The 24,356-nt window shown below is 41.4% G+C and carries 17 protein-coding genes and 1 pseudogene; 11 read left to right on the top strand and 7 right to left on the bottom strand.

Annotated features, from left to right (window positions below; all coding sequences use genetic code 11):
• Window positions 1-51 precede the first annotated feature (51 nt).
• The 3 genes from V7K50_RS19800 to V7K50_RS19810 all read right to left on the bottom strand — a co-directional run bounded on the left by V7K50_RS19800 (window position 52) and on the right by V7K50_RS19810 (window position 2,754).
• Complete coding sequence (locus V7K50_RS19800) at window positions 52-435, bottom strand: helix-turn-helix domain-containing protein (protein ID WP_334962946.1); 384 nt, start codon at window positions 433-435, stop codon at window positions 52-54.
• Complete coding sequence (locus V7K50_RS19805; RefSeq protein ID WP_334962948.1) at window positions 410-718, bottom strand: type II toxin-antitoxin system HigB family toxin; 309 nt, start codon at window positions 716-718, stop codon at window positions 410-412. The genes V7K50_RS19800 and V7K50_RS19805 overlap by 26 nt, the downstream gene beginning before the upstream one ends.
• Before the next feature lie 257 nt (window positions 719-975).
• A complete protein-coding gene (locus tag V7K50_RS19810; protein WP_334962950.1) occupies window positions 976-2,754 on the bottom strand; it encodes an eCIS core domain-containing protein in 1,779 nt (592 codons plus the stop codon).
• A gap of 192 nt (window positions 2,755-2,946) precedes the next feature.
• Here V7K50_RS19810 and V7K50_RS19815 point away from each other — a divergent pair, with 192 nt between their 5' ends.
• The 11 genes and pseudogenes from V7K50_RS19815 (at window position 2,947) to V7K50_RS19865 (ending at window position 15,856) form a co-directional block, all read left to right on the top strand.
• Entirely contained in the window at window positions 2,947-3,186 is a 240-nt protein-coding gene (locus V7K50_RS19815) for a hypothetical protein (RefSeq protein ID WP_334962952.1), read from the top strand.
• Window positions 3,186-3,710, top strand: coding sequence for a phage tail protein (locus V7K50_RS19820; RefSeq protein WP_334962954.1), 525 nt, complete (start codon window positions 3,186-3,188; stop codon window positions 3,708-3,710). Before V7K50_RS19815 ends, V7K50_RS19820 begins: the two co-directional genes overlap by 1 nt.
• A 181-nt stretch (window positions 3,711-3,891) precedes the next feature.
• On the top strand, window positions 3,892-6,930 hold the full coding sequence (locus tag V7K50_RS19825; RefSeq protein ID WP_334962956.1) for a hypothetical protein: 3,039 nt from the start codon (window positions 3,892-3,894) through the stop codon (window positions 6,928-6,930).
• 39 nt (window positions 6,931-6,969) lie between these two features.
• Window positions 6,970-7,512, top strand: coding sequence for a CIS tube protein (locus V7K50_RS19830; protein ID WP_334962957.1), 543 nt, complete (start codon window positions 6,970-6,972; stop codon window positions 7,510-7,512).
• A gap of 106 nt (window positions 7,513-7,618) precedes the next feature.
• Window positions 7,619-9,349 (top strand): VgrG-related protein, encoded by a 1,731-nt coding sequence (locus tag V7K50_RS19835; RefSeq protein WP_334962959.1) that lies wholly within the window; start codon window positions 7,619-7,621, stop codon window positions 9,347-9,349.
• Between the two features lie 170 nt (window positions 9,350-9,519).
• Window positions 9,520-10,017: a PAAR domain-containing protein gene (locus tag V7K50_RS19840; RefSeq protein WP_334962961.1), complete on the top strand. Its 498-nt coding sequence runs from the start codon at window positions 9,520-9,522 to the stop codon at window positions 10,015-10,017.
• A 30-nt stretch (window positions 10,018-10,047) separates the two neighbouring features.
• Window positions 10,048-10,489: pseudogene (locus V7K50_RS19845) on the top strand (four helix bundle protein).
• A gap of 138 nt (window positions 10,490-10,627) precedes the next feature.
• The gene (locus V7K50_RS19850; protein ID WP_334802797.1) at window positions 10,628-11,041 is read left to right on the top strand and encodes a GPW/gp25 family protein; all 414 of its coding nucleotides are present in this window, start codon (window positions 10,628-10,630) and stop codon (window positions 11,039-11,041) included.
• On the top strand, window positions 11,038-13,239 hold the full coding sequence (locus V7K50_RS19855; RefSeq protein ID WP_334962963.1) for a putative baseplate assembly protein: 2,202 nt from the start codon (window positions 11,038-11,040) through the stop codon (window positions 13,237-13,239). Before V7K50_RS19850 ends, V7K50_RS19855 begins: the two co-directional genes overlap by 4 nt.
• A gap of 148 nt (window positions 13,240-13,387) precedes the next feature.
• Complete coding sequence (locus V7K50_RS19860; protein ID WP_334962965.1) at window positions 13,388-14,416, top strand: phage tail protein; 1,029 nt, start codon at window positions 13,388-13,390, stop codon at window positions 14,414-14,416.
• A 240-nt stretch (window positions 14,417-14,656) separates the two neighbouring features.
• The gene (locus tag V7K50_RS19865; protein WP_334962967.1) at window positions 14,657-15,856 is read left to right on the top strand and encodes a DUF4159 domain-containing protein; all 1,200 of its coding nucleotides are present in this window, start codon (window positions 14,657-14,659) and stop codon (window positions 15,854-15,856) included.
• Window positions 15,857-15,929: 73 nt separating this feature from the next.
• Here V7K50_RS19865 and V7K50_RS19870 read toward each other — a convergent pair whose 3' ends face one another.
• The 4 genes from V7K50_RS19870 to V7K50_RS19885 all read right to left on the bottom strand — a co-directional run bounded on the left by V7K50_RS19870 (window position 15,930) and on the right by V7K50_RS19885 (window position 24,027).
• Window positions 15,930-17,117 (bottom strand): YbjN domain-containing protein, encoded by a 1,188-nt coding sequence (locus V7K50_RS19870; RefSeq protein ID WP_334962969.1) that lies wholly within the window; start codon window positions 17,115-17,117, stop codon window positions 15,930-15,932.
• A gap of 142 nt (window positions 17,118-17,259) precedes the next feature.
• The gene (locus V7K50_RS19875; RefSeq protein WP_334962971.1) at window positions 17,260-17,895 is read right to left on the bottom strand and encodes a hypothetical protein; all 636 of its coding nucleotides are present in this window, start codon (window positions 17,893-17,895) and stop codon (window positions 17,260-17,262) included.
• A gap of 19 nt (window positions 17,896-17,914) precedes the next feature.
• A complete protein-coding gene (locus tag V7K50_RS19880; RefSeq protein WP_334962973.1) occupies window positions 17,915-22,660 on the bottom strand; it encodes an eCIS core domain-containing protein in 4,746 nt (1,581 codons plus the stop codon).
• Between the two features lie 95 nt (window positions 22,661-22,755).
• Complete coding sequence (locus V7K50_RS19885) at window positions 22,756-24,027, bottom strand: hypothetical protein (protein WP_334962975.1); 1,272 nt, start codon at window positions 24,025-24,027, stop codon at window positions 22,756-22,758.
• Window positions 24,028-24,356 lie beyond the last annotated feature (329 nt).

Here is a 24,356-nt window from a genome sequence, read left to right on the forward strand (position 1 = left end):
ACTTCACACTCTACAAGATTGGCGATGCCTGGGTTGGGCTGCGCCTACGCACTACAAGATCAATGATCGCACTTTAAAAGCTTCTTGAGAAGTTAAGGTACGTTTTCCGTTTAATATGTCTAAAATTATTTTTTCTTGCTCAAATATGCCTAATAAATCTTGTGTTTTCAGATTATACTCGTCCATTAATGTTTTTAATAATTCGCTATCGGTTAATTTAGGAAAAGGTTCATTTTTTTCTTCATAATCATACACTAATATTCCTAATACCCTGAGATAATCTCGATCATCTTGGTTAAGATTTTTTTGATCTATTATTGAGTTAATTCTTTGTTGAGTTTCCATAAATTCTGCCTCATTGGTAATAGGACGAGGGGCAAATTCTGTGATTAAATTAAGGTAATAAGGGCTAGGAGTTGTTAAACCAGTTGTCATTTTGCCAGTTCTCTTTGTCGTAATCTGCGTGAGTTAAAACGGCACGAATAAAAATGATCTGTGCTTGATAGTCAATGTAAGTAATTAAGCGATAATTATTGCCACCAATATTAAAAACGGTGAAGTTCTTAACCACATCAGCCGAGGCAAACAGTTGACACAATTGAGCAAAGTTCTCAAGGTCAGATTTACCGATTCTCTCATACCATAATAATAGGCTATTTCTCGCTGTTGAGTGCTTTTCCCAAAATTCTCGCAAAGTCCTCCGACTAATCACCCGCATGGTTTTAAAAGATCAACGATCACGGTTAATAATAGCTCATTGGTAAATCAATAGATGGTGCGTTACATTTCATTAATGCACGCTACAAGATCAGGCGATCGCACTATTAAGACAGTCGCTACAAGATCGACGATCGCACCATGATAAACGTAGGGTGTGTTAGCGATCGCGGCGTAACACACCGAATATTAGCAACAATAAGGTGCGTTACACTTCGTTAATGCACCCTACAAGATCTGCGATCGCACTCTACAATATCAGGCGATCGCACTTCCCGCTTCGGACTCGGATTCAGAGTCATCATTCCAATATTTTCCGACAGCCGTTGTTGGGTCTTCCACCGCTTGAGAGAGATCCTCCAAAGATTTGTACATAAACAAATCGTTTTCTTCCGTATATGTGCCACACATCTCTCCAAACCTAAAATATTCAAACTCTATCTCGGTAGCCGTCTTCCCATCTTCTTTAACACCCGTAATTACGTCGCCCTCCTCAATTCGTCTGTTAAATGTTGGATCGTATAACCCTAATTCTCCAACACGTACATATGCGTGGTATTCTTCAAAAAACCAATATCTTAGTCCCCTCGTATTCCCATCTCGGTCGCCGCCTGGTATCGTTCCACCTCTTACTAACACATGGCTTTGACTATTAACCGCCTCACATCCAACCACTTTCTTGCATAGCAAGTCGGAGATCGTATTACACTGCCACTCCTCGCCATAGTTGCTTCCATCCCATCCCTTCTCCGTCATAATCTCCGTAATCACCGTTGATAAATCCTCGATACTCCCGACTTCCACCGGGTCTGTACTTTCATTTTCATTAGTCATTCGTTGCATATGATTGCCTTTTTGCTGCACCACATGGGTCAACTCATGCGCCAACAACTCCTGCCCGCCGCGACTCCCAGGATTATATTCCCCCTGCCGAAAGAACACATCTTGTCCCGTCGTGAAAGCACGCGCCTGAATTGACCGATTCAACTGGTCAGATTGACCATCGGTGTGAACCTTCACCCCACTGAAATCAGCGCCAAACGCCTGTTCCATCGGTTCGCGGATGTTGTCTGCGATCGCCACTCCACCCCCCCGCGCTTGGTTAATGGACGCTTCCAAGTCTGGCGCAGCAGCCATCCCAGCCTTAGACTGACGCTGCACCATCGACTTCATTTGCAATTCTTCCTCTTCCTCTGGCAATGCTTCTCGTTGCAATGTGCTATTGTCCAGAGATTTCATTTGCAATTCTTCTTCCTCTTCCTCTGGCAATGCCTCCCGTTGCAATGTGCTATTGTCCAGAGACTTCATTTGCAATTCTTCTTCTTCCTCTGGCAATGCCTCCCGTTGCAATGTGCTATTGTCCAGAGACTTCATTTGCAATTCTTCTTCTTCCTCTGGCAACGCTTCTCGTTGCAATGTGCTAATGTCCAGAGGTTTCATCTGCAATTCTTCTTCTTCCTCTGGCAATGCTTCTCGTTGCAATGTGCTAATGTCCAGAGGCTTCATTTGTAATTCTTCTTCTTCCTCTGGCAACGCTTCTCGTTGCAATGTGCTAATGTTCAGAGGTTTCATTTGCAATTCTTCTTCTTCCTCTGGCAATGCTTCTCGTTGCAATGTGCTAATGTCCAGAGGCTTCATTTGTAATTCTTCTTCTTCCTCTGGCAACGCTTCTCGTTGCAATGTGCTAATGTTCAGAGGTTTCATTTGCAATTCTTCTTCTTCCTCTGGCGCTTCTTCTCGTTGGATAGACTTACTATTTACAGGCTGCGCCATTCTTTGCATTACCTGTTGTGCTACACTATCGGCTTCTTGTTCGTAAATGTCTCCAGGCTGGCTAATTGAGAGTTTTGCTTGGGTACGCAGTGGTATGCGACTGATATCGTGAGTAACTGGTTTATGAAGTGGTTGTATACCAGGAACCGCTTGGCGTGAAATTGCCGACGACTTCAAACCAAAGCCAGGTATCGGGTGTTTCAGGGATGGAATTGAGAAGCCTGTAGTAGTTGTTTTTTTCTCCCGACTGACATATTCTCTCATTTTCTTCTCCAGATGCCCAAGCCGTAGCTAAATAAATATTTTTGGTGTTACTTACATCTAGGGTACTGCGATCGCACTCATAACACAATTACTCAAAAGTCTAAATCCAGGCAAAAACTAAGTTCGACTTTTGGCTACTTTTGATTCTGATGCACTAGCTTTAGCCTGGATTCTAGGAGAGTTTTTTTATTTATGGACTCAAATCAGCAAAAAACTTCTTTCAACTTTGATGGAGATGTTGGCGGGACTGCTGGCTATGCTGGGGTTTCGGCGATGTCTGATGCTAACAAGACGGCTAAAACGGCAAGTAAATACCTCAACGACTCAATGCTGATGAACCAGCTTACAGAACGCGTGTATAAACTCTTGCTTGAAGATTTGCGATCGCAGCGAGAAAGGACAGGTAATTATAGTTCCCAAAGGTGGTTGTGATGGCTACAGGCGCTAATAATGGCAACATTACTCACGAATTAAATTATGTCACTACTAATCGTTTCTACGTTGAGATAGACAGTTCTATTGCTGCATCTTTCGCAGAATGTTCAGCATTAAGTGTGCAAATTAAGAAAAATGTTTTTCAGGAAGGTGGTGTCAACGACCAGCAAAGAATTTATTTAGGTCATACAGAATTTGCAGACGTAACTCTTAAACGTGGAGTTACCGATCATCCTGGTTTTTGGAACTGGATCAATGCAGTTTTTGATGAACAAAAGAAAACATCTCGACGCAATGTAAATATTTTGATTTTCAATCAAGCTGGCGAAACCATGATGAGTTGGACTTTGATTGGTGCTATTCCTATAACCTGGAAAACACCTGCACTCCAAGCAGATGGAAAGGCAGTTGGCATTGAAGAATTAACTTTAGCTTATGAAGGTTTACAAGTTGCAAGAGCTACAGGAGGAGGCATTTCTGTACAACGAAATCAAAAAACAGGGTATTTTGTTTCTAGCTAATTGGTGATTATTCAACTATATGCAAATTATTCAACCTTTATTAGGAAACAATATTCATCCTCTTGGGATTAGATCATCTTTATCTAATTCTCACAACATGGTATTGAGAAAGGAGTCTAACTTTCTCAATTCACCTTTTATACAAAATAAAATACCATTAGCCACATCCTCAAAATTTTTCTTGTCTCGTAAATATGAAGCATCAATTCAACCCTTAATAGGTTGGGATACTCAGGATATAAATATAAACAATGAGTTTCCATTATTTGAGTTTGATTCTTTGGAAGCTCCAGCAGAAAATAGTAATATTAATAAATCAGTAAAAGACAGTACTCCAGAGATAATGCCAACTCGCATTGAGAACAATACGAGTAACGATACATCATCAGAACTAAATATTAAAGGTAAATCTAAATCAAAAAAAACAAATAAATCTCAACAGCCAACAGAAAAAAAGTCAAAGCCGAAATCTAAGACTAAAAAAGCAGCCAAATCATCAGCAGTTAAGAATGTTGATCAAACCAATGTTAATTTTAATTTAAATGGAGATAACTTATTAGCATCAGATGAGCCTTTGTCCGTTAAAGCTAGGTTAGAAAATCCTAATTTACAACTTGATATTGCTTCAGACAATCATCTAATTAGTGATGATTCTATTAGTACTATAATATCTGGGATAACGGCATCCACTTCGCCTATTCTTGAAGATGAATCGACTTTGTTTAGGAATATTGCTAACGATGAACTAGCAGAATCTGAATTATCATCTAGTTTGCCTAGTGCCGAGTTGTCTGGAAGAGAAAGTATTTCGCAATTACAAGAAGAAAATGAATTAGATGAAAACACAAGTGAATTGCCAGGAACCTCACTTGGAGAATTTACTGAGCCTAATAATGAGGAAATATTTACCCAGTCAATTATTCCCAATAATGAACAACAAGTAGTTGCTGAAGTATTAGAATCATTTAATATATCAGATATCCCAGTCAGCCCAACACCATCAAAACAGAATATCGAAACTTCTCTTGCTCCTTCGATAGTTGATAATCAAACCACTGCTTCTCCAACAAATTTAATCCAAGCTAAAAAGGCATCGCCAAGCTTAAACTCTCCATCGCCGACAGAAAACTTATCACAGACAAATAGTAGTTTTGAGGCAATTAAAGATGTTGGAGCAAACTTAATATCAGAAAGCACCACAAATGATTTTGTCACAGTTAATGGTGTTGCTGATAATTTTCTAGAAAATGCAGGTTTTTCCTCAGCATTTACCTTAGACGATGTTGATGAAGCACCTACAATACTCCATCCTTTAGCAGATGATGAAAATACCGTAGAGGCGGACGTTACTGTACGTAATTCTGAGTCTTCAGTTGCAAAAAGCGCTATTAAAATACAACAAGAAATTGGCTCCAGTGTCACGAGTGAGCCTCCAGCCATTGCGCCTGTTCAGTTAACACCTACTTCAGTTGATGTTACCGCCACATCATCTGAGATTGATGAAGCACTACTTCCCGCTACGTCACCTGAGATTGATGAATTACCAATAGTTAGAGCGATATCACCTGAGATTGATGAATTACCAATAGTTAGAGCGATATCACCTGAAATTGATGAATTACCAGTAGTTAGAGCCACATCATCTGAGATTGTTGAAGAACCACTTCCATCACCTGAGATTGATGAATTACCAGTAATTAGAACCACATCATCTGAGATTATTGAAGAACCAGTTCCCACCACATCGCCTGAAATTGATGAATTACCAGTAGTTAGAGCGATATCACCTGAGATTGATGAATTACCAGTAATTAGAGCCACATCATCTGAGATTGTTGAAGAACCACTTCCATCACCTGAGATTGATGAATTACCAATAGTTAGAGCCACATCATCTGAGATTATTGAAGAACCATTTCCCACTACATCGCCTGAGATTGATGAATTACCAGTAGTTAGAGCGATATCGCCTGAGATTGATGAATTACCAATAGTTAGAGCCACATCATCTGAGATTATTGAAGAACCAGTTCCCACCACATCATCTGAGATTGATGAATTACCAGTAGTTAGAGCCACATCACCTGAGATTATTGAAGAACCACTTCGCACCACATCACCTGAGATTGGCGAAACTGCAAGTATTTTCAGGGAAATTATTGACAATGAACCAACGGTGGAATCAGAATTTTTCCCTGTGGTAACAAATCCTGAAATGTCAACCTTTGTTGATACTTCAGAAAATCCAACTTCCCCACAAAATGAGGTAAGCACGCCACCTGAAGTTGAGCAAAATGCGATCGCAGAAAATTTGCCAGCACTTAAAGGTTATGCTACTGGTGGTCAAGTAACAGACTCCCGCGTTGAAATTCGCCAGCAGATAGCACCCTCGGATACAGTACCAGCAATGCTTACGCCTGGGGAGTTTGTGATTAATACCAGAGATGCACAGAAGCATTTACCTCTACTACATCACATCAATACTGGTGGAACACCGCAAGATATTATCCTTCCCAGTTTACAGACACCCAATGCCACAGAACCAGAAGAAACAACTTCTCCAGAAACTCCGACTAAAGTCGATTCTTTTCCTGACACTTCATTGCAGCTAAAAAGCGCTGAGACTGACTCACCTCAGATATCTAATTCTTTAATTCCTTCTTCTTTGGGGTTGAATATTAGTAGACAAAAGCTTTCGATACTCAATTCTCCACAGCTTAATCCTCTGCAAAACGAAACTATTGGTGTGGATGAACCCTCACCTCAATACTCATCGCCTCCGATGATTTTCCGAAAAGTAAATCCTACCAATAATACACCTTCCCAATGGTCAAACACACCTTCTCAATGGTCAAGTGTGGAAGATTTACTAAATGGAAATAATGATGAATTCACTAACTTTAACTTTAGTGGCGGGGAATCTAATAGCCAAAATTCTGAGTTTTCTCATGCTTCCGAATCGCCACAAGTTTTTGCGAAACACCTTCCTTCATTTAGAGGTTTTGCTGATGGAGGAGAAGTTACCCCACCGGATATATCTAGAGAAATACAACCGGTAACTGAGACGATAGAGAGCGCATCTTTATCTTCTCAAGGAAATCACAAAGATGATCCGGCTGATTTGGAAGCTCTAGCTCGTGAAATTTATCATAGATTACGACAACGGATAGAAATTGAGCGAGAACGTCATGGCGGTTCCTCAGGTCGATTATCTTGGTAAATCACCATTCAATAATTAATTTTTAGGAGAAATACTCACATGGCAACTCCAGCAATTATTGTTATTCAAAAACGTCAACCACAACTTGAAAAAGCCAAACTTGTAGCTTATAACGGTGAAGCGCCAGATATCGAATTAATGTTTAATCCTACAGATATTAGTTTCGCTCGAACTGTTAAATGGGAAAGTAAGGACGGTAATAGAGGAACGACTCTACTTCCTAAGGTAAACTTTTCTGGTGTTGAGCCTTACAAGTTTACACTTAAACAGTTACTATATGATACTTATGAAACTAAAGAATCGGTGATGAAGAAGTATATAGACAACATTAAAAAAGGTGTAGAAACTATCAATACAACAACTGATAAACGTCCACCAGTTTATATATTTACATGGGGAAGTGAATATTTTTATTGTGTAATTACGAGTTTAACTTATACTTTAAATATGTTTATGAGTGATGGTACACCAGTTAGGGCACTGGTAGATATAGCCTTGCAAGAAGTAGATAAAAATAACCTTCCTGGAGGACGTGAATCTGCATCTAAAGGCGACGCTCGTCAGGAAGATAAAAGGCTGTAAAAAACAAATTTAAATTTTTAGTGAGCTATTCATCCCTACAAGCAAGGATTATTAGGACTAAAGTCCTGACTACAAACTTTAATTTAAATTTATAGATTAGTAACTTATGACTAAAAAAAGCCTTTATTTAAGCGAACCTAAAATCCAGATAGATGGACAACCGGCTTCTCCTGAATTAATCAAGGATTTGTTGCAAATCACAATCGAAGAAAGCCTTCATTTACCAGCAATGTTTACGCTAGTAATACATAATAGCTATATTCCCACATCTGCTCGATCAGAAAACAAGCCTTGGCGATATGAGCAGTTGTTTAAGATTGGTAAAAAAGTTAAGTTGGGTTTTACTTCCAGTACTACTCTAGATAATAATTTTCAAGATGAGGTAGGAGATTTCCTGATTGAAGGCGAAATTACAGCGATGGAAGTTCACTTTAATGAAAAGTCTGAAGCTGATATCATTGTTCGCGGTTATGATATTTCCCATCGTCTTCACAGAGGTCGTTATAATCGCTCTTTTTTGAATGAAACTGATAGCGATATAGTTAAAAAAATAGTTCAAGAAGTAGGTATACGAACTGGTGATATCGACTCAACAGGCGAAGTTAATAAGTATGTCTTCCAAGAAAACCAAACTAATATGGAGTTTTTGCGGGAAAGGGCAGCGCGTAATGGTTTTGAACTATTTGTTACAGAGGAAAAAATCAATTTTTGCAAACCAAAAATTGAGAAATCTCTAGCATTAGAATGGCTAGATGATATTAGTAAATTTAGTAGCCGCGTCACCAGTGCTGAACAGGTGAGTTCTGTAGAAGTACGTGCCTGGGACTATACTAATAAAAAATTGATTAGCCAAACAGCTAATAAAGAGAAGCAAGTAACCGAGACAGGTAATCAACTAGGAAGTAGTACCAGTACTGCATTTTCTAATCTTAAGTCTCCCAAAATGATTGTTGTAGATAAACCTGTTGCCAGTGAAAATCAAGCAAAGGCTATGGCTCAGGCTTTATGTGATGAATTGGGAGGAGAATTTGTTTATGCAGATGCCAAAGCAGTAGGGAATCCTGAGATTCGTCCAGGAAGAGTTGTGACTCTTAAGGGTATGGGCGATCGCTATAATGGGAAGTATTATGTTACAGAAACACGCCATTTCTTCAGTGGGCGGGTTTATGAAACTGATTTCAGCGTCCGGGGACTACGTTCTGGTAACTTATTCACAACTCTATCTCCAGAAAAACGCCTACAGCCATCTGAGACTTTATTAGTAGGAATTGTGACTAATAACAAAGATCCACAGAAATGGGGTAGAGTCAAGGTCAAGTTTCCCACAATGACAGAAGAACATGAAAGTGACTGGGCGAGAGTTGTCGCTTTGGGAGCAGGCCCCAACAGAGGTTTTGACTGTTTACCAGAGGTAAACGATGAAGTTTTGGTAGGTTTTGAGCATGGCGATATCCACCGTCCCTACGTCATTGGCGGGGTATGGAACGGTAAGGATGCACCACCGGAAAGCGTGGATGACTCAGTTACAAGCGGTGTCAGATTACGCACCATTAAGACTCGTGTGGGTCATACTCTCCAGTTTGTCGAAGAGGATAAAGGAAGTAGTAAAAAAGGTATTCGCGTAGAAACTACAGGGGGTCACAAAATATATCTCAATGATAGCGATCGCTGTATAGAAATTGAAACCACAGGCGGTCATAAAATCAAAATGGACGACATGGGTCAATCTGTTTCAGTGAAATCAACAGGTAATATGTCATTAGATGCTGCCGGCAATATAGATATTACAGCCAACGGCGTGATTACAGTTAAAGGTGCGATGATTCGCCTTAATTAGGCTTTTTTCAAGTTTGGTAAGGGACTTCCAACAAATAAATTACCCAATCTTGTGGGGTGGGCGTCTCGCCCGCCCTTGTATATGGGCGCTCATGTTGCCCACCCCACAAGAAGTAGTTGAGTATTTTTTTATTTGTCAGTCCCTAATTAAAAACACTATCGGAGGTTGTCATGGGTAAAGCAGCAGCAAGAATTACTGACAATGTGGCGCATCCCTTACCGCCAGTTTTAACAGGAGGTCCGGGTAGTCCCAATGTGTTGATTGGGTCTTTACCTGCGTGGCGAGGTGTGCTTGCAGCCGCAGTACCAGCTTTGCAATCCGCCAAACAAATTTCTGATGTAGCTATTCAAGTGGCTGAGACTGCTACCAAGGCGGCGGCGGGTACACCGGGGGCACCTGCTGCTTTAGCCGCAGAACAAACTACAAAGGCCACATCAGCAGCTACTATGGGTAGTGCGATCGCAGCTGCTGCTCTCGGTGCTGATATTCATAATTGCCTCACACCTTTACCCATACCTCCCCACGGCCCTGGGGTTGTGATTGACGGTAGTCAGACTGTGCTGATTAACAACCTACCGGCTTCTCGGATGGGCGACACCATTTTAGAAGCTTTAGGGCCACCGAATAAAATTACCAAAGGTGATTTTACTGTTTTGATTGGCGGCTGATTGGAGAGGCAGGGGGCAGGGGGCAGGGGAATGGAAAAAGAACCAATTAAAAGTCATGAAGACTTGGAAGTATACAAAATGGCATTTGATACAGCCATGAAAATATTTGAACTATCCAAGAAGTTTCCTGTAGAAGAGAGATATTCGTTGACCGACCCTCCGGGTTCAGCAGTCGCTCATGGGGGAAACCCCCAAGACCGCGCTGCTTCACCAAATTCGTAGATCGTCACGTTCTGTATGTGCAAATCTGGCGGAGGCATGGAGAAAACGTCGATATGAAGCTGCTTTTGTAGCTAAGTTAAATGATTCGGAAGCAGAGGCAGCAGAGACTCAGACTTGGTTAAAATTTGCTGTCAAGTGTAGTTATTTAGATGTTGATACAGGTAGAGAACTTTATGGAAATTACAACCGAGTTTTAGGCATTCTAGTAATCATAATCAACAATCCATTCCCCTGGCTCATAAAACGCTAATTATCCATCATCTCCCTGCCCCCTGCCCCCTGCCCCCTGCACCCCGCCTCCTCAACCTCGACCTTTGGCGAATAGGCTTAAACCTTCTGTGCCGATATCTTTGAAGATATCCATGTAAAAACTGTCTAAGTGCCAGATATGGTTTATGGTCGTGAACGAGCCTATTTGGGAAAAGGTTGGGCTTATCCACTGCATTTAAGTGTGCAAGGTGGGATACAACTTAGCCATGAAGATCAAAAAGTTAAAGAATCTATTTGGATTATCCTCCGCACGGGAGTAGGTGAGCGGGTTTATCGACCTACCTTTGGTTCGCGCTTGTCGGAACTGGCGTTTGCACCTTTGAATAGCGATACCCTACTGCGAATCCGTCTTTATGTCTTGGAAGCTTTAGAAGTTTGGGAACCACGCATTACAATCGATGAAATTATTACTGATGCTGACCCTGTGCGTGGCAGAGTAGACATCATCATCAATTATCGACTCAAAGATAGTCCCAATATTTATAGTTTTGTTTATCCTTATTATTTGGTTTCAGCTGGGGAGGAATCGTGAACTTTGATTTTTTACCGAAATTACCTTCTTCCAACTTAGACGATCGCGCCTTCGACGATTTAGTGGAAGAATGTATTATGCGTATTCCTCGCTACTGTCCAGAATGGACAGACCACAACCTCAGTGACCCAGGAATTACGCTAATTGAGTTATTTGCTTGGTTAACTGACCAGATGTTGCTCAGATTTAACCAAGTACCTCGAAAAAATTATGTCGCTTTCTTAGAATTACTGGGTATTCGTCTCCAGCCTCCCGCCCCAGCCCGCACGGAATTAACTTTTTATTTAAGCGCTGCACTACCTGAAGCCTACACGGTTCCAGCCGGATTAGAAGCTTCAACTATCCGCACTGAAACCACAGAAGCGATTACCTTTAGTACAGATGCTCCGCTAATTATCGGCAAACCCCGCATCCAACACTTATTAACTGCCCAAACTACCGAAGATATTCCCCAATCTCTGCGCGAAAGAGTCACAACTTCATGGACTCGTCAATCTAACGGTTACTGGACAGGTAATGAACAACCGATATTTGAAGAGGAACCCCAGCCCGGTAACTGCTTTTATTTAGCGATCGCTTCTGATGATCCTTTAGATGGTAATGTTTTAGAAATTATTTTCCAAGGGGCTGCGGCTACCCCTGCTGGAATTAACCCCAATCAACCGCCCCGGAAGTGGGAAGCTTGGGATGGAGAAAATTGGCAACGAGTTTTATTACAAGAGTCAGATGATAAGACTCGTGGCTTCAGTTTTTATGAAATCGCCCAACAGGGTGGAAACCCATCTCAAGGTGCAGAGGTACGTTTGCATCTACCGCAAGTTTGGCCTGTGGCTAACTTTACCTCATACCGGGGTCGCTGGTTACGCTGTAGCTTTATTTCCACAGAAGCCAATGAATCTGGTTATAATCGTCCGCCACGAATTATTGGTTTAGCAGTGCGGTCAATTGGCGGTACTGTTAGGGCTAGTCATAGTACGCTGATTCAAGATGAGCGATTGGGAATTAGTGATGGTACACCCGGTCAGAGTTTCCAGTTACAAACTTCCCCAATTTTAGAACGCCGAGAAAATGAGTATATTTTAGTTACCCCCAGTGGGGGATTGCCTCAAAAGTGGATTGAGGTGAGAGATTTTGCTGATTCTGGGCCGCATAACTTTCATTACACCATCGATTCCATCACTGGTACGATCCAATTTGGGCCGCTAATTCGGGAACCTAGCCAACTTAAACAGCATACCCAAATGCGATCGCGAATTCAGCAACCATCATTAGATGACACATCTGTACAATTTAATACCCTAGAAAATAACCAGTCTGAACACCAATATGGGGCGATTCCTCCCCGTGGTTCCGAGATAAAAATGGTTGCTTATCGTACAGGCGGTGGTAGACAAGGGAATGTTCAAACTGGGGCAATCCAGTTTTTGAAGTCTGCATATCCATACATTGCGAGTGTGGTCAATCGGGTATCAGCAATCAATGGTGCCGATGCCGAATCACTGGAACAAGCTGTAATGAAGGCTCCCCGCATCCTCCGCACACGCGATCGCGCCGTCACTGCCGAAGATTTTGAAGTTTTAGCTCAACAGGCCGGTGCAGGTGCGATCGCTCGCGTCCGATGTTTGCCAGCAAATTCTCGCAGACAAGCTGGTATAGTTAGTTTACTGATAGTACCCTTTGCAAATACAGATGCGATCGCTCAAGGCGATGGCATGGCACCAGAACAATTTGCCCTCAGCAATGCACTGCAAGAGCAAATCTTGAGTTACTTAGATGAAAGACGCTTATTAGGAGTACAAATAGACTTACAAGAACCGAATTATGTCGGTGTATCTGTACAGACAGAAGTTGCTTTAGAGCCAGCATACAACAACCCTTTTGCCAGAGAAGAAATTCGCCGGAATTTAAGGGTATTACTGTATAAATACTTGAATCCCTTAACTGGAGGAATCGAGGGCAAAGGTTGGCCATTTGGACGACCCGTTTATACATCCGATATTGTAGCCTTACTGCAACAAACCCCAGGCGTGCGTCATTTAGGCCCCGTCCTGCTATTTCCCATCCGCAAGCAAGGAGAAAATTGGCGCCGACAACCATCACCAGAACAATTAATTGACCCAGGATCGGAAGGTTTAATATGTTCTTGGGCTGATACAAATCTGCGTTCAAGTCACGACATCCAGATCATTAATCGCTGATTAGTCATTAGTCATTACTCATTAGTCATTACTCATTACTCATTACTCATTACTCATTACTCATTACTCATTACTCATTACTCATTAGTCATTAGTCATTACTCATTACTCATTACTCATTAGTCCCCAATCCCCAATCCCCAATCCTATGGTTCAAAGTCGCTCTAGTCCAGCTGTAAGCATTCAATTAACGCCAATGCAAATTCCCGAAGCTTTACCTGTGGCAGGTTTAGCATTTGCAAACGCGGGTATGGATGTAGCAGGACGGACTTTACTCTTGCATCCTGGACACCCAAGCGAGATGATTGTGCAAGTGCAAAACTTAGAACAACATCCTTTGCGGGTAAGCTTAAGCGTTGAAGGAAACTTCCCGCCCCAGTGGTGTCAGATTGGCACAGAAGGCAGTGAGATACCGCCTCGTGGACAAATGGATGCTGTTCTCTACTTCTTAATTCCCGACACATTTTTTGAAGACCAAGAAGAAATTTCCCCTGAAAAAAAAGATAGACTAACGCTCAATTTTCGCAGCTTAGTTACTCTACATATAGACACAGGCACAGATAACGAACAAATCCACAGAAGCGAGTATTTCGATTTATATATCCGTCCCTACACCGCCTATATGCAATTCTTGCCAATTTTATATCGGGAAGTAGACTTTATTGGTCGCTTCATGAAGATATTTGAGCAAGCATTTCAACCAATAGTTGATAGTTATAACGTCATGTGGGCAAACCTCGATCCCTTGACAGCACCCCAAGCACTACTACCCTTTATGGCTCATTGGGTTGCTTGGCAAGTAGATTCCGTTTGGGATCTCCAGCAACAACGGCGTTTAATTCGTCGAGCCGTAGAACTTTATCGCTGGCGGGGAACTCGTAAAGGATTGCGTCTCTACTTACATCTTTATACTGGTTTACCGCTAGATGAGGATTTAACTAATGAAGCTGATAAACATATTAGTATCACAGAGCCTTTTGGCCCAAGTTTCATTATCGGAGACGCACAAATTGGAAATGCCGTTTTAGCAGGTGGACAACCATATCATTTTATCGTGCGTTTGCGTTCAAACATTTCTAGTGGCATCATCAACGAACAACTTATCCAAAGAATCATCGAACAAGAAAAACCCGCTTTCTGCACTTACGAATTATCTATCGAGAATCCCACTAATTAAATAATTCCTAATTAATACCATTTTTTTGCGAGGTTACACCAAACCCTTTTAACTTTCTTTCTTTCCTTTGTGTCCTTTGCGTCCTTTGCGGTTCGTTTTTCTTTCTTGTACTTAATTGATACAAGTAGGGTGCGTTATCGCTTTGCGTAACGCACCATCAATAATTAAAGGTGCGTTAGCCTTTGGCATAACACACCCTACATCTAATCCAAAATCTAAAATCCAAAATCCAAAATTGCGATGTCCCATCCTTTCCCACCCCCACCAATCAAATCTCTTGAACGGCTACAAGCCGCAGACGGGTTACTAATTAATGCGGAACGCTGGCGCACAGCCCATGATTACCACCGTAATCGGCAAAATACTCAATATCAAAGTTTAAACCAACCAGGGATAGTCTGTGGTTTAGGCGTTAGAGATGTGACTGCGCCAAGCCAAGTTGAAGCTAGATATCGAGATGGACGTTGGGTACAAATTCAACCAGGTATTGCAATTGATTTAGCAGGTAATCTAATTGTTATACCGACTGCTTATGATTTTCCCATTGATCTAGAAGTAGCAAGTTCTGAACCGCTCATGATCTACTTAGTAGTTAGCTATGTAGACCCTGATGAATTGCGGCGCGGACAGCAAAGAGATATTGTTCAAGAGACTTATCGAATTGACCAAATAAACTCTACACCAGGTAGTTCAGAAATAGAAATATGCCGCATACTTTTACAACCGGGACATACAGAAATTACCCAACCTGCGGATGCTTTCTTTCCTGGATATAACAATATTGATTTGCGTTATCGCCGTCAAGCACAAATGCGTCCCCAAGCACTTGTATGTATGGCACAGGCTAATCATAGTGATCCTGAATGTGCGCGGAATTTTTTCAGCCTTTCCTATTTGTTACAAGCAGTAGAACCCTTATACCCTAGTTTGCGAGGGGCTGATGAACCAGGTCAGGTTTCTTTAGGAGAAAATATCCAAGACTATGACATACTTTATCTAACAGGTGGACAGGCAATTTCTTTAAATAGTCTCGAATTTGAATCCCTAAAAAGATACTTAAATTTAGGTGGTGTGCTTCTAGTTGATGCGCCAACAAATGCTAATGCTTTAATTGAGAGTACTCAAGCATTGGCACAACAGTTAGAAAGTCCTTTAAGACCTTTAGAAGAATTGCAACGGAGTCATCCTTTAAGGACAAAACCTTTCTTATTTGCTGCCTTGCCAATGGTTAATCAACAGCAGATAAAACTGTTAATTGGTGGAGGAGTTATTTTAGCAATTGGAGATTTAGCAACTGCTTGGGGACTGGATAGAGATTTCACGTTACCCAGATTGACTATTCGTACAGCTCAAGAATTAGGAATTAATATTCTTCACTATGCTTGGAAGCGGCGACAGTTGATCGGTTTGCAACAAGAGGATAATTCCGGGCAGTGGTGAAGGTGCTATTTGAGACATAAAGTATCGGGAGGCGATCGCACCATCAGCACTATAATTAAATTAGCTCTCAATTTTAGCTCTCAATTTGTGCGATCGCTTCTGCTGGAGACACCTTACTCTCAATCACAGCGATAATTCCAGGTAGATATTCATCCATCATCGTTATATTGGCATAAACCAAACCTTTGATTAGGGCTGAGGTGAGATTGTCCCCTTCTACATCAATACTGGTTTTAAAGCGAATTTCCCCGTCTGCAAAGTCTAGTTCAAAGTTCCCAATAATTAAACCATAATTAGCTCTAGTCATGAATTCTGCTACATCACCCCGCTTAATTTCTGGCGCTACGATGGGGCAAATCGAGTAAAATACCATTTGCTGCTTTTGCTCTCTGGCTTTAGCATAACAGTTCCATTTCCCGTTTTTTCCTTGGTAGGCGAGGCGTAAAGTTTGCTCTCCTGAAATTTGCTGGAATTGCCAATCTTCTTCTTTAAAGAATTTTACTATTGTCTCAAAAATATTTGCTTCAGAAGTAATTTCCTCAGTTATCTCAGAAATACCTTCTGCTAATTCTTCAAAAGCAGTAACTATTTCTTCAAGAGTTTCAGAAACAACTTTTTCAGTATTTTCTGAGATATTATTCATCAATTCTGTAAAAGTTTGTGTCATATTCTCAACTGTTTGAGAAATCACATCATCAGAACTTGCTGATTGATTACTATTAGCCCATTCTTTAGCAAAATCAAACATTGCATCATTGAGCTTTTTGCCATCAATACCATCTTGGCTAATATCAGAGGGTTTGAGATATGCCCAAACAGTAGAATAGCCTGTTTCACCTTTTTCCTGTTGCTGTTTAACTTGCAGCCCATACCAACTGTAGGGCGATAATAAGGGGTGATTGGGCTGTTCTTTACTTAACTTTTGAAGATAGGCTGCTACTTGGTTAGAGGTTTTCGCATTTTTTGCCAGTTGTGGTAATAAATCAGAGTCGAGAATAGCCTCGATTTGGATGTCGGGTGAGGGTTGAAAGCTTCCACCAGATAGGGGAGTACGAATTTCTGGTTTGAGGTTGAATAAAGCTTCGGTGTCGATGCGCTGGTAAAGTTCTGGGCTAACTTGGAAAGTGAGACGACACTCGATAACTTTATGGACATCCTTAGTTAGTGCAAGAGTTACTGCGCGAATTGTTAACGGCGATTCTGAGGATTCGGATAATGTTAATTCGGTGTTTAACTGAAAAGATTTAGTCTTTAATTCCATGTATCTAATCACATAAGTAACTCGAATTTTGGGATTTATACTACGAGCAAAAATTTAGCCAGATATATTTTTAAGCAATGTGTAAGTCTTAGTAGATTCTAGAATATTACTTCAAAACAACTACCAATATTTTTCTCTAAAATTACAACCACCGTGCAGATCCTCGTCCAGCAAACGCTAAACGTCCTTGAGAGAGGGGTATGATGTCGCGATCGTCACGGACTGGATTTGAGTCCCAGAGTTGATTCATGTACTCATTCAAATAGAGAAGTCCAAATCGTTCATCAGCTAGCGCATTGACGTTTGATTCTAGGAGCATCCAGTAGTAGTTAATAATCCAATCCCGATTACCTTGCTTGTTTTCCCAAGCTTCATCGCCATAGTGAGCATGAGTATCTACAAAAGCAACTTCTGCTTGTAATTTTTCACAGGCATTGCGGAAAGTGTATGCCAATGGCAATAACGGATCTTCTTTCAAAGGTAGGTTTTGATCATCTGGTAGCTCAGGAATTAGATCAAGAAAGTGGTTCATGGAAAAATAAATCTGTAAGCAGTTGTGATACTCAATTCTATCAAGCCTTGCCCAAGCATCTTCAAATGCGCCCCATTCTCCATAAATCACTTCCAGGCTTGGATCATGTATACCTAATCCTAGCTTTTCATCTTCACTCAAGTATTGTAGATTTTTCATTTCAGCCAGCGTCAGTAACTGTTCTAATGAAAAATTATTACTTCCATGCTCAATAAAGAAAGCTGCTACTAAGGTTTTAAAAAACATAATTATATGTACTTAATTGTTATTGCTGCCAAGGTATCTCTCTTCCAGTAACATTTACGTTGATAGCTCTAAGCGCCTCTGCAACTTCAGTTGTTACACCTTTCTCACCGAAATCAAAAAGAATTGTTGGTATCTTACCATTCGGAAGAGGGTTGGCTTGAGCCGCACGCAAATTCATTTGTGCCTGTTTCTCTAATTCCGTAAATTTTTTACTTTCTTTCCCAAACAGTTCATAGTTCTTAACATTGACCCATGTTCCATCAGGACGTATTTGATCAATCTCAATCTTTTTACCTTCAAATGTCTTATGGACACCAATTTCTGTACCAGGCGGTGCTGTTCTTGCCTGTTCAAACTCACTTCTAGCACCTTTAAGATTATTGTTAAAGCCTTCAATACGCTCTATAGTAGCCTCTAATGTCCCTTGTTCCATCTTTGTCATCGGGCCTTTTAAATCTCTGTCAATCGTCTTAATAATTCGTTCTACTCGGTTAATATCAGGTTCTGTCTCTAACCAAGTCTTAATGTCCCGTTTTAAATTTTCGGCTTCTTGACGTAGCCTTGGTAGTTCGGAAACCCCTTTTCCATGAGGAGCTTTAACTTCAGGAGGCTTGTTAACTTTTTTGTATTCTTCTAACAAACCCTTTTGTAAATCGTCACCTTGTTTTTTTGCAGTAGCATTAAGGTAACGTTCAAAAGCATCAATTTTTTTGGGATTGGTTGCATCGCCCACTATGGCGTTATATTTTTGGTCAAAGAATTTAATGGCATCCGGATCTTTAAGGTTGCCGCGTTGCCCCATAAATTTATTGAGCTTTTCGAGAGCATCTTCAGTAACTTCTACAGCATTTTCTGTACCTTGCTTAACTGGCTGAATTTTCCCTTCAGCAATTAGCACCCAAGGATTAATTAAACCTTCTAGTCGGAACCAGCCGTTAGCTACCCGAATTCGGAACCCCTTAAACCGCATCCGATCCAACAGCGCTTTACCCAAATCGCCGAGTTTCTTAAACTGTTTGCCAACTCCCGAACGAGCAATACCCTTGAAGAGAACCTTACCTTTCTTGATAATATATTTAATACCCTTAATGACTGCACGAGAAGCTTTTCTAGCAACCTTAGCTGCACCCTTCGCTACCGCTTTGACACCTTTGCTAGCGGCTTTTCCAGCCTCAAAAGTTAACAACATGGCAAGTTCAATAGCTCCAGCTGCTAATGCTTTCGCCAAACTCTTACCGCCACCTTGGATATTCCCTTCCCAAGATTTAGAGAGATAATCGCTCAAATATCCACCAATTTTGGCTATGGTATCTGCGGCAAACACTACAGTCAAAATTTCCATAAGTATTGGCAGTGCTGCCAAAATTGCACCACCAGTAGCAACGATCGCAGCTATAATAACCGCAGATGCTGCGATCAATGCAACAAGTAAAGTCGGCCAGTTTTTAGAGAACCACTGCTTAATTCCATCTTTCATCAACTCCCATTTAATGCTGGCTCGCTGTTGTGGCGATAGTCCATCATCGGGAATCTCTTGTTGTTCTTGTCCTCCTACCTGCTTTTCTCCAGTTTCAGAGACAATTGCATCCATCGAGCGGCTTTCTTCCTGAGACTCTGCAAGCATCACCTCGCCTTCACCATTGCTTTGCTGCATCAGTTCTTCAGCGATTTCTGGGGAAAGCTCCATATTGTCTTCAACTGCATCCACCCCAACATTTTCTTCACTCCAAGGTGCCTTAGGCATTTCTCCAGCTTCACCAGTTTCTGGGGTATTTTCACCTCCCATACCAGGGATACTCACCCCGGCTTGTTTGGCTTGGGCGAGTTCTTCTGGTGCCAGGGGTTTATCTAAGTCAAGTTCGCCGCCTCCCATCAGTTCTTCTAATCCTGCTGTCGCAAACTGATCAGGCATTGCTTTGGCACCTTCAATTAAGTTGCCGAATCGTTTGATTAATTCGCCAAATTCACCTCTGACAATCATCCCAATGATGGTGAAAGCGGCGTTATAAATACCTTGAACTAGTCCTAGCAACTTATCTAATGTTGTTGCCAAGAAATCCAGAACAGTAGAAACAGCTTTCTGCAAAAAGTCCGCTACACTATTGACTATTTCTGTAGCTTTATTAACTGCCTTATCAATTGCATCGGTGAATTTCTTCGAGATTTCTGGGAAGGCAGCAAAAACTATCTGTACTAGTCCTTTGAGAATTTCTCCAAAGGCTTTGATCAGTCCCACGATGATGGTACGAACTGCATTAATGATAGCTGTCACTACTGTTTTTACAGCATCAAAAATCGCTTTAACTGCTTTGCGTAAACCGTCATATATAGCATTAACAACTTTTTTAATGCCCTCAACAATAGCACTGCCAATATCTTTAACCCCGCCCCAAAATTTGTCCCAGCCGGACTTTCTCTCTCCCTTTTCTTTTTCTTTTTCTTTCTCTTTGGCTGCGTCTTCTTCAGCTTTTTTCTTTTGATCTGCCGCTTCTTGCTCTGCGTCGGCTAGTTTTTTGTCAGCATCTTGCTCACCTTTTCTTTTCTCTTCGTCAATTTTCTGCTGCTGTTCCTTAGTTGCTTTTCCGGCTTTATCCTGATAATCTTTTTCTGTATTATCTAACTCCAACTTCCAATTTTGCCGGGCTTGAGCAACTTCTTCTTGACTTTGTTTTTGTTGCTCTAACTGTTTTTGTTTAGCTTCTTCATTAAAATTAGTAATTTTTTGGTTAGAATCTTGTCTAGCATTGCCTGAGTCAGCCTCAAACTGCTGTTTTCCTGTGAGATATTTCTGTTGTTCGGGAGCAATTTTGGCTTGATAATATGGAGTTAAACCTTGATTTAAACCGCCCACAATTTCAGGTGAAATGGTGGGTATTTCACCACCTTTACCAGAAGATGGCGAAACTTTAGATAATTCTTTATTCGCCTTGAGGGTTTGATTGCTGGCTTTAGGGAAGATATTATTTTCACCAAAATCCTGACTAATGGTACTAGCCGCCTTCCCCTTAGCTGCTTGCACCTGCTGAAGGGATTCCGCTTGCTCCCCATGCATTTGTGATGGGTCAGCTTCCCCAGTCATATCTACTTTCGGACGCTCTCCTGCATTAGTGCTAATTGCGTTAATGTCAGGCTCTTGGCTAGATCCTTCGGGATTTTGACTAGATTTTGATGAGGCGATCGCACCAGATAAACCACCGGCACTATCGGCTACAGGATTTACTTGCCCTTGTGCTGAAGCTGGCTCTCCCAATTGTGGTGTTGCTGGTGCTGAATTCTTTGGCGCTGCATCAGCCGTTTGAGGTGATAAGCCGGTGGGCGCGGGGATTTCTGGTATAGTCGCTTGCAGTTGTTGCCTTTGATTGTCTAAAGCTTGGGCGGAAGCGGTTTCGGCTTGGGTGTAGGTGGCGAAAGCTTGGGTAGGCGGTGTATTTTTTAGCTGTTCCAGAATTTGACCGGGGTCTTCTGCATTCAAAGGAGCGGCTTGTTGAGCAACAGCCTCATTAGCTTGTCCCTGAGATCCCATAGACTGACTTGCCTTTGTCCCTCCACCTCCACTTTGTTGCGGGTTAACCTGCTCAACTTGCGGCTGATTTTGAGGTTGGGGTTGATTTTTGTTTTCTTCGGCCTTATTGGAATCGACATTACCATTAGCCTGTTTGCCTTGGGGCTGCTCTTTCTCTGTTCCCTTAGAAGATTGTTCTTGTGCAACCTTGTCCGCCAAAGCTTCTTGCTTATCCATTGGCGGCTGTTTAAACGATTCTTTATTTGAGCTAACTGCCGAAATTTGATCAGATACTTCAGATTTTGGCTCTGACTGAAGTCGTCGCTGCACTTGGGAATTTTGCTGCTTCCCTCCCGTCTGCTGTACAACATGAGTCAGCTCGTGAGCAGTTAACTCATCCTTCGCCGGATTTTTACCCGCACCAAAGTAAATATCACTACCATGAGTAAAAGCCTGAGCGCTCAAATCCCGGTTCATCTGCACTGCTGCACTGTCAGTATGCACCCGCACTTGGCTAAAATCATTGCCAAATCGCGGTTCCATATAAGTCCGCACTTCATCCGCTAACGGGCTACCCCCTCCCTTGGTATTTGTCAGTTGACTTTCCAGATGATTATCAACTTCCAAGCCACCGTCCTTTGCTACCCGTTGCAGCAATGGTTGCATTGGCAATTTTTCTTCTTCTTCTTCTTCGCGGGCTGCATATTTGGGCTGTAATATGTCTTGGGCTATGGATTCATCAACCCCTGTCAGTGGTTCTGGCACAGCTACGCGCATTACCTTTGGCATCATCGAATCCGCTTCTTGTTCATCAGGGTCTGTTGGGAAACTGAAGTTGATTCTTGATTGTGAACGCAATGACATTCGGCTAATATCATGACTCAAAGGCGCTTTTTGGCGAGTTTCTGATTCTGATAGTTGCTCAGTGGCGGGCTGTTCTTCTTGGAGGCTGATTGATTCTTGAGTCGCCGTTTTGGACACAGGAGGTAAACCAAAGCCGCGTACCGGGTTCGCCAGCGTCGGAATATTAGATAAGAGCAACGACGGATTGGAAAAACTGGATGTCGCTGCTTTCTTTTGGGGCATCATGCGATCGCTAATTTTACCCAATCCTTCCTCCTGATGGTTTATCGTGTGAAGCTTTATCAGAATATTGGCTGAAAACCCCAAAGTTGAAACCTCAAAACCCAAAAAGTTTTTGACAATTCCAGACCAGCTAAAAATAAAGATATCATAAAACAACCGATAGTAATCCTGAATCATTCGGGAGAAACAAGAGCCACTACTTAGCAAAATTTGTGGGAAATCTGCGGGTTAAAATCAATAATTATTTGAGAATAAATTCAGGTTTCCCATTACTAACTTTGATTGTTTGATGTCACCTGATTCTTGTTATCGTTTTCAAGTTCTCTCAACAAAGAATCAAAATCGTTGCTGCTTCCACTTTTAGTAAATAAAGACCGGATTTTATTAATCATTGAATCGATATTTCTATATAATGAGCTATTTAAGTTTTTGACAAAGTTGATTACTTTCTCAAATACAGCTAGTTCTACAGTGGAATATTTATTTTGATATGGATATACAACTTTGCCTTTTTCTGTCTCATAGTACTCTTGTTCAGGCATTAGCATTGATCTCAGGGGTCGATCCTGTTTTGCCTTATCTGGTTCTACTCGCTTTTGACTGAGGAATAAAACATCGTAAACTTTTCCGTTCCAGACAGCCCAATAATGATTTTGGAAAAACCATCGTTTGCCATCATCACAATTTGGCTCTTGTCCTCGATATGGGGTTTTCCCACCTTCACTAATAAAAGGTTTAGGGAGACTTTCAATTGTTATTTTTTTGATGCCAAAATACTCTTCTGCTACTTTTTTAAAGGCGCGTGTTAATGTCTGACAGTCACCTTCGGGAGAGCCTTTTAAAAGAGTTTCATGACTCTTGCTCACCATTGTATATTTAAATTGGATATTCTCAAAGTTTTTGAAAAGTTGTTCTAGAATTTTATCTTCTGCTAATGTTTCTTCTATGCCATTTACTAGTGTTTTCGCTAGAGAGTATTCTTGTAAAAATTTTTGTTTTCTATCGGCTGAGTTATCTGCTGTTAATATTTCTTCAGTCTTCGCTGATAGTTTTGGTTGCTGTGTATCCTGGTTTTGCAGAGTTGGTATATTTATTTGATTAACTACAGAATTAGCTACCCTATCCGCCTCTTGCTCATACTGATCTCCGGGTTGACTGATAGTGAGTTTTGGCTGTATTAGTGGTTCCGAAAAGGGTTGAATTTGTGGCGAGGACTCACTATTTGGACGTTTGATCGCCATTCTGTTGAAGTTGTGACCAAACTGGGATGAGTGTTCTTTGTTTTGCTGCAACGACTCATTCATTTTTGTCTGCAATACAGTGAGTCGTTCCCGTCCCTGTGGGGTTATGGTGCCATACTTCGCCTGGATTTGGAGTTTGGTTGCTTCAAACTGTTCCCCTTGAAATTTTTGATTCTCTACTTTCGCCTGCACAAGAGGCTTTTTGGGAGAGTGAGTAGTTAACAGATGCGCTCGCAACTGATCCTGCTCTGACGAATAAGCGGATGAGTCAGCTTTTTTGTGGATTTGTAGCCGTTTTTTCATCGCTAGTTTCAAAAGTCAATAGTGGGTAATTTATATATTATGTCACTTAAAGATTGCTTGATTATTTATACTTAAGTCTAATACTGTTAAAACCCATCATCTACTTTGTCTAGTTAGGCAGTAATGAAGGGTTTGTAGTAAGGACTTTAATCCTTAGAAAATAAGGACTAAAGTCCTTACTACGAACTTAATTACACATCAATTTACACTTGATAGACTACTAGTATCCACTTCTAGCGGTTCCCATTCAGATGCAGTACAACGTTACATCACGAGGTGTAGGGGCACGGCATTGCCCATTGGTGTCAACTTAAGCAAAAAGTAAGCAA

Source organism: Nostoc sp. (assembly GCF_036917135.1).
Lineage (GTDB): Bacteria > Cyanobacteriota > Cyanobacteriia > Cyanobacteriales > Nostocaceae > Nostoc.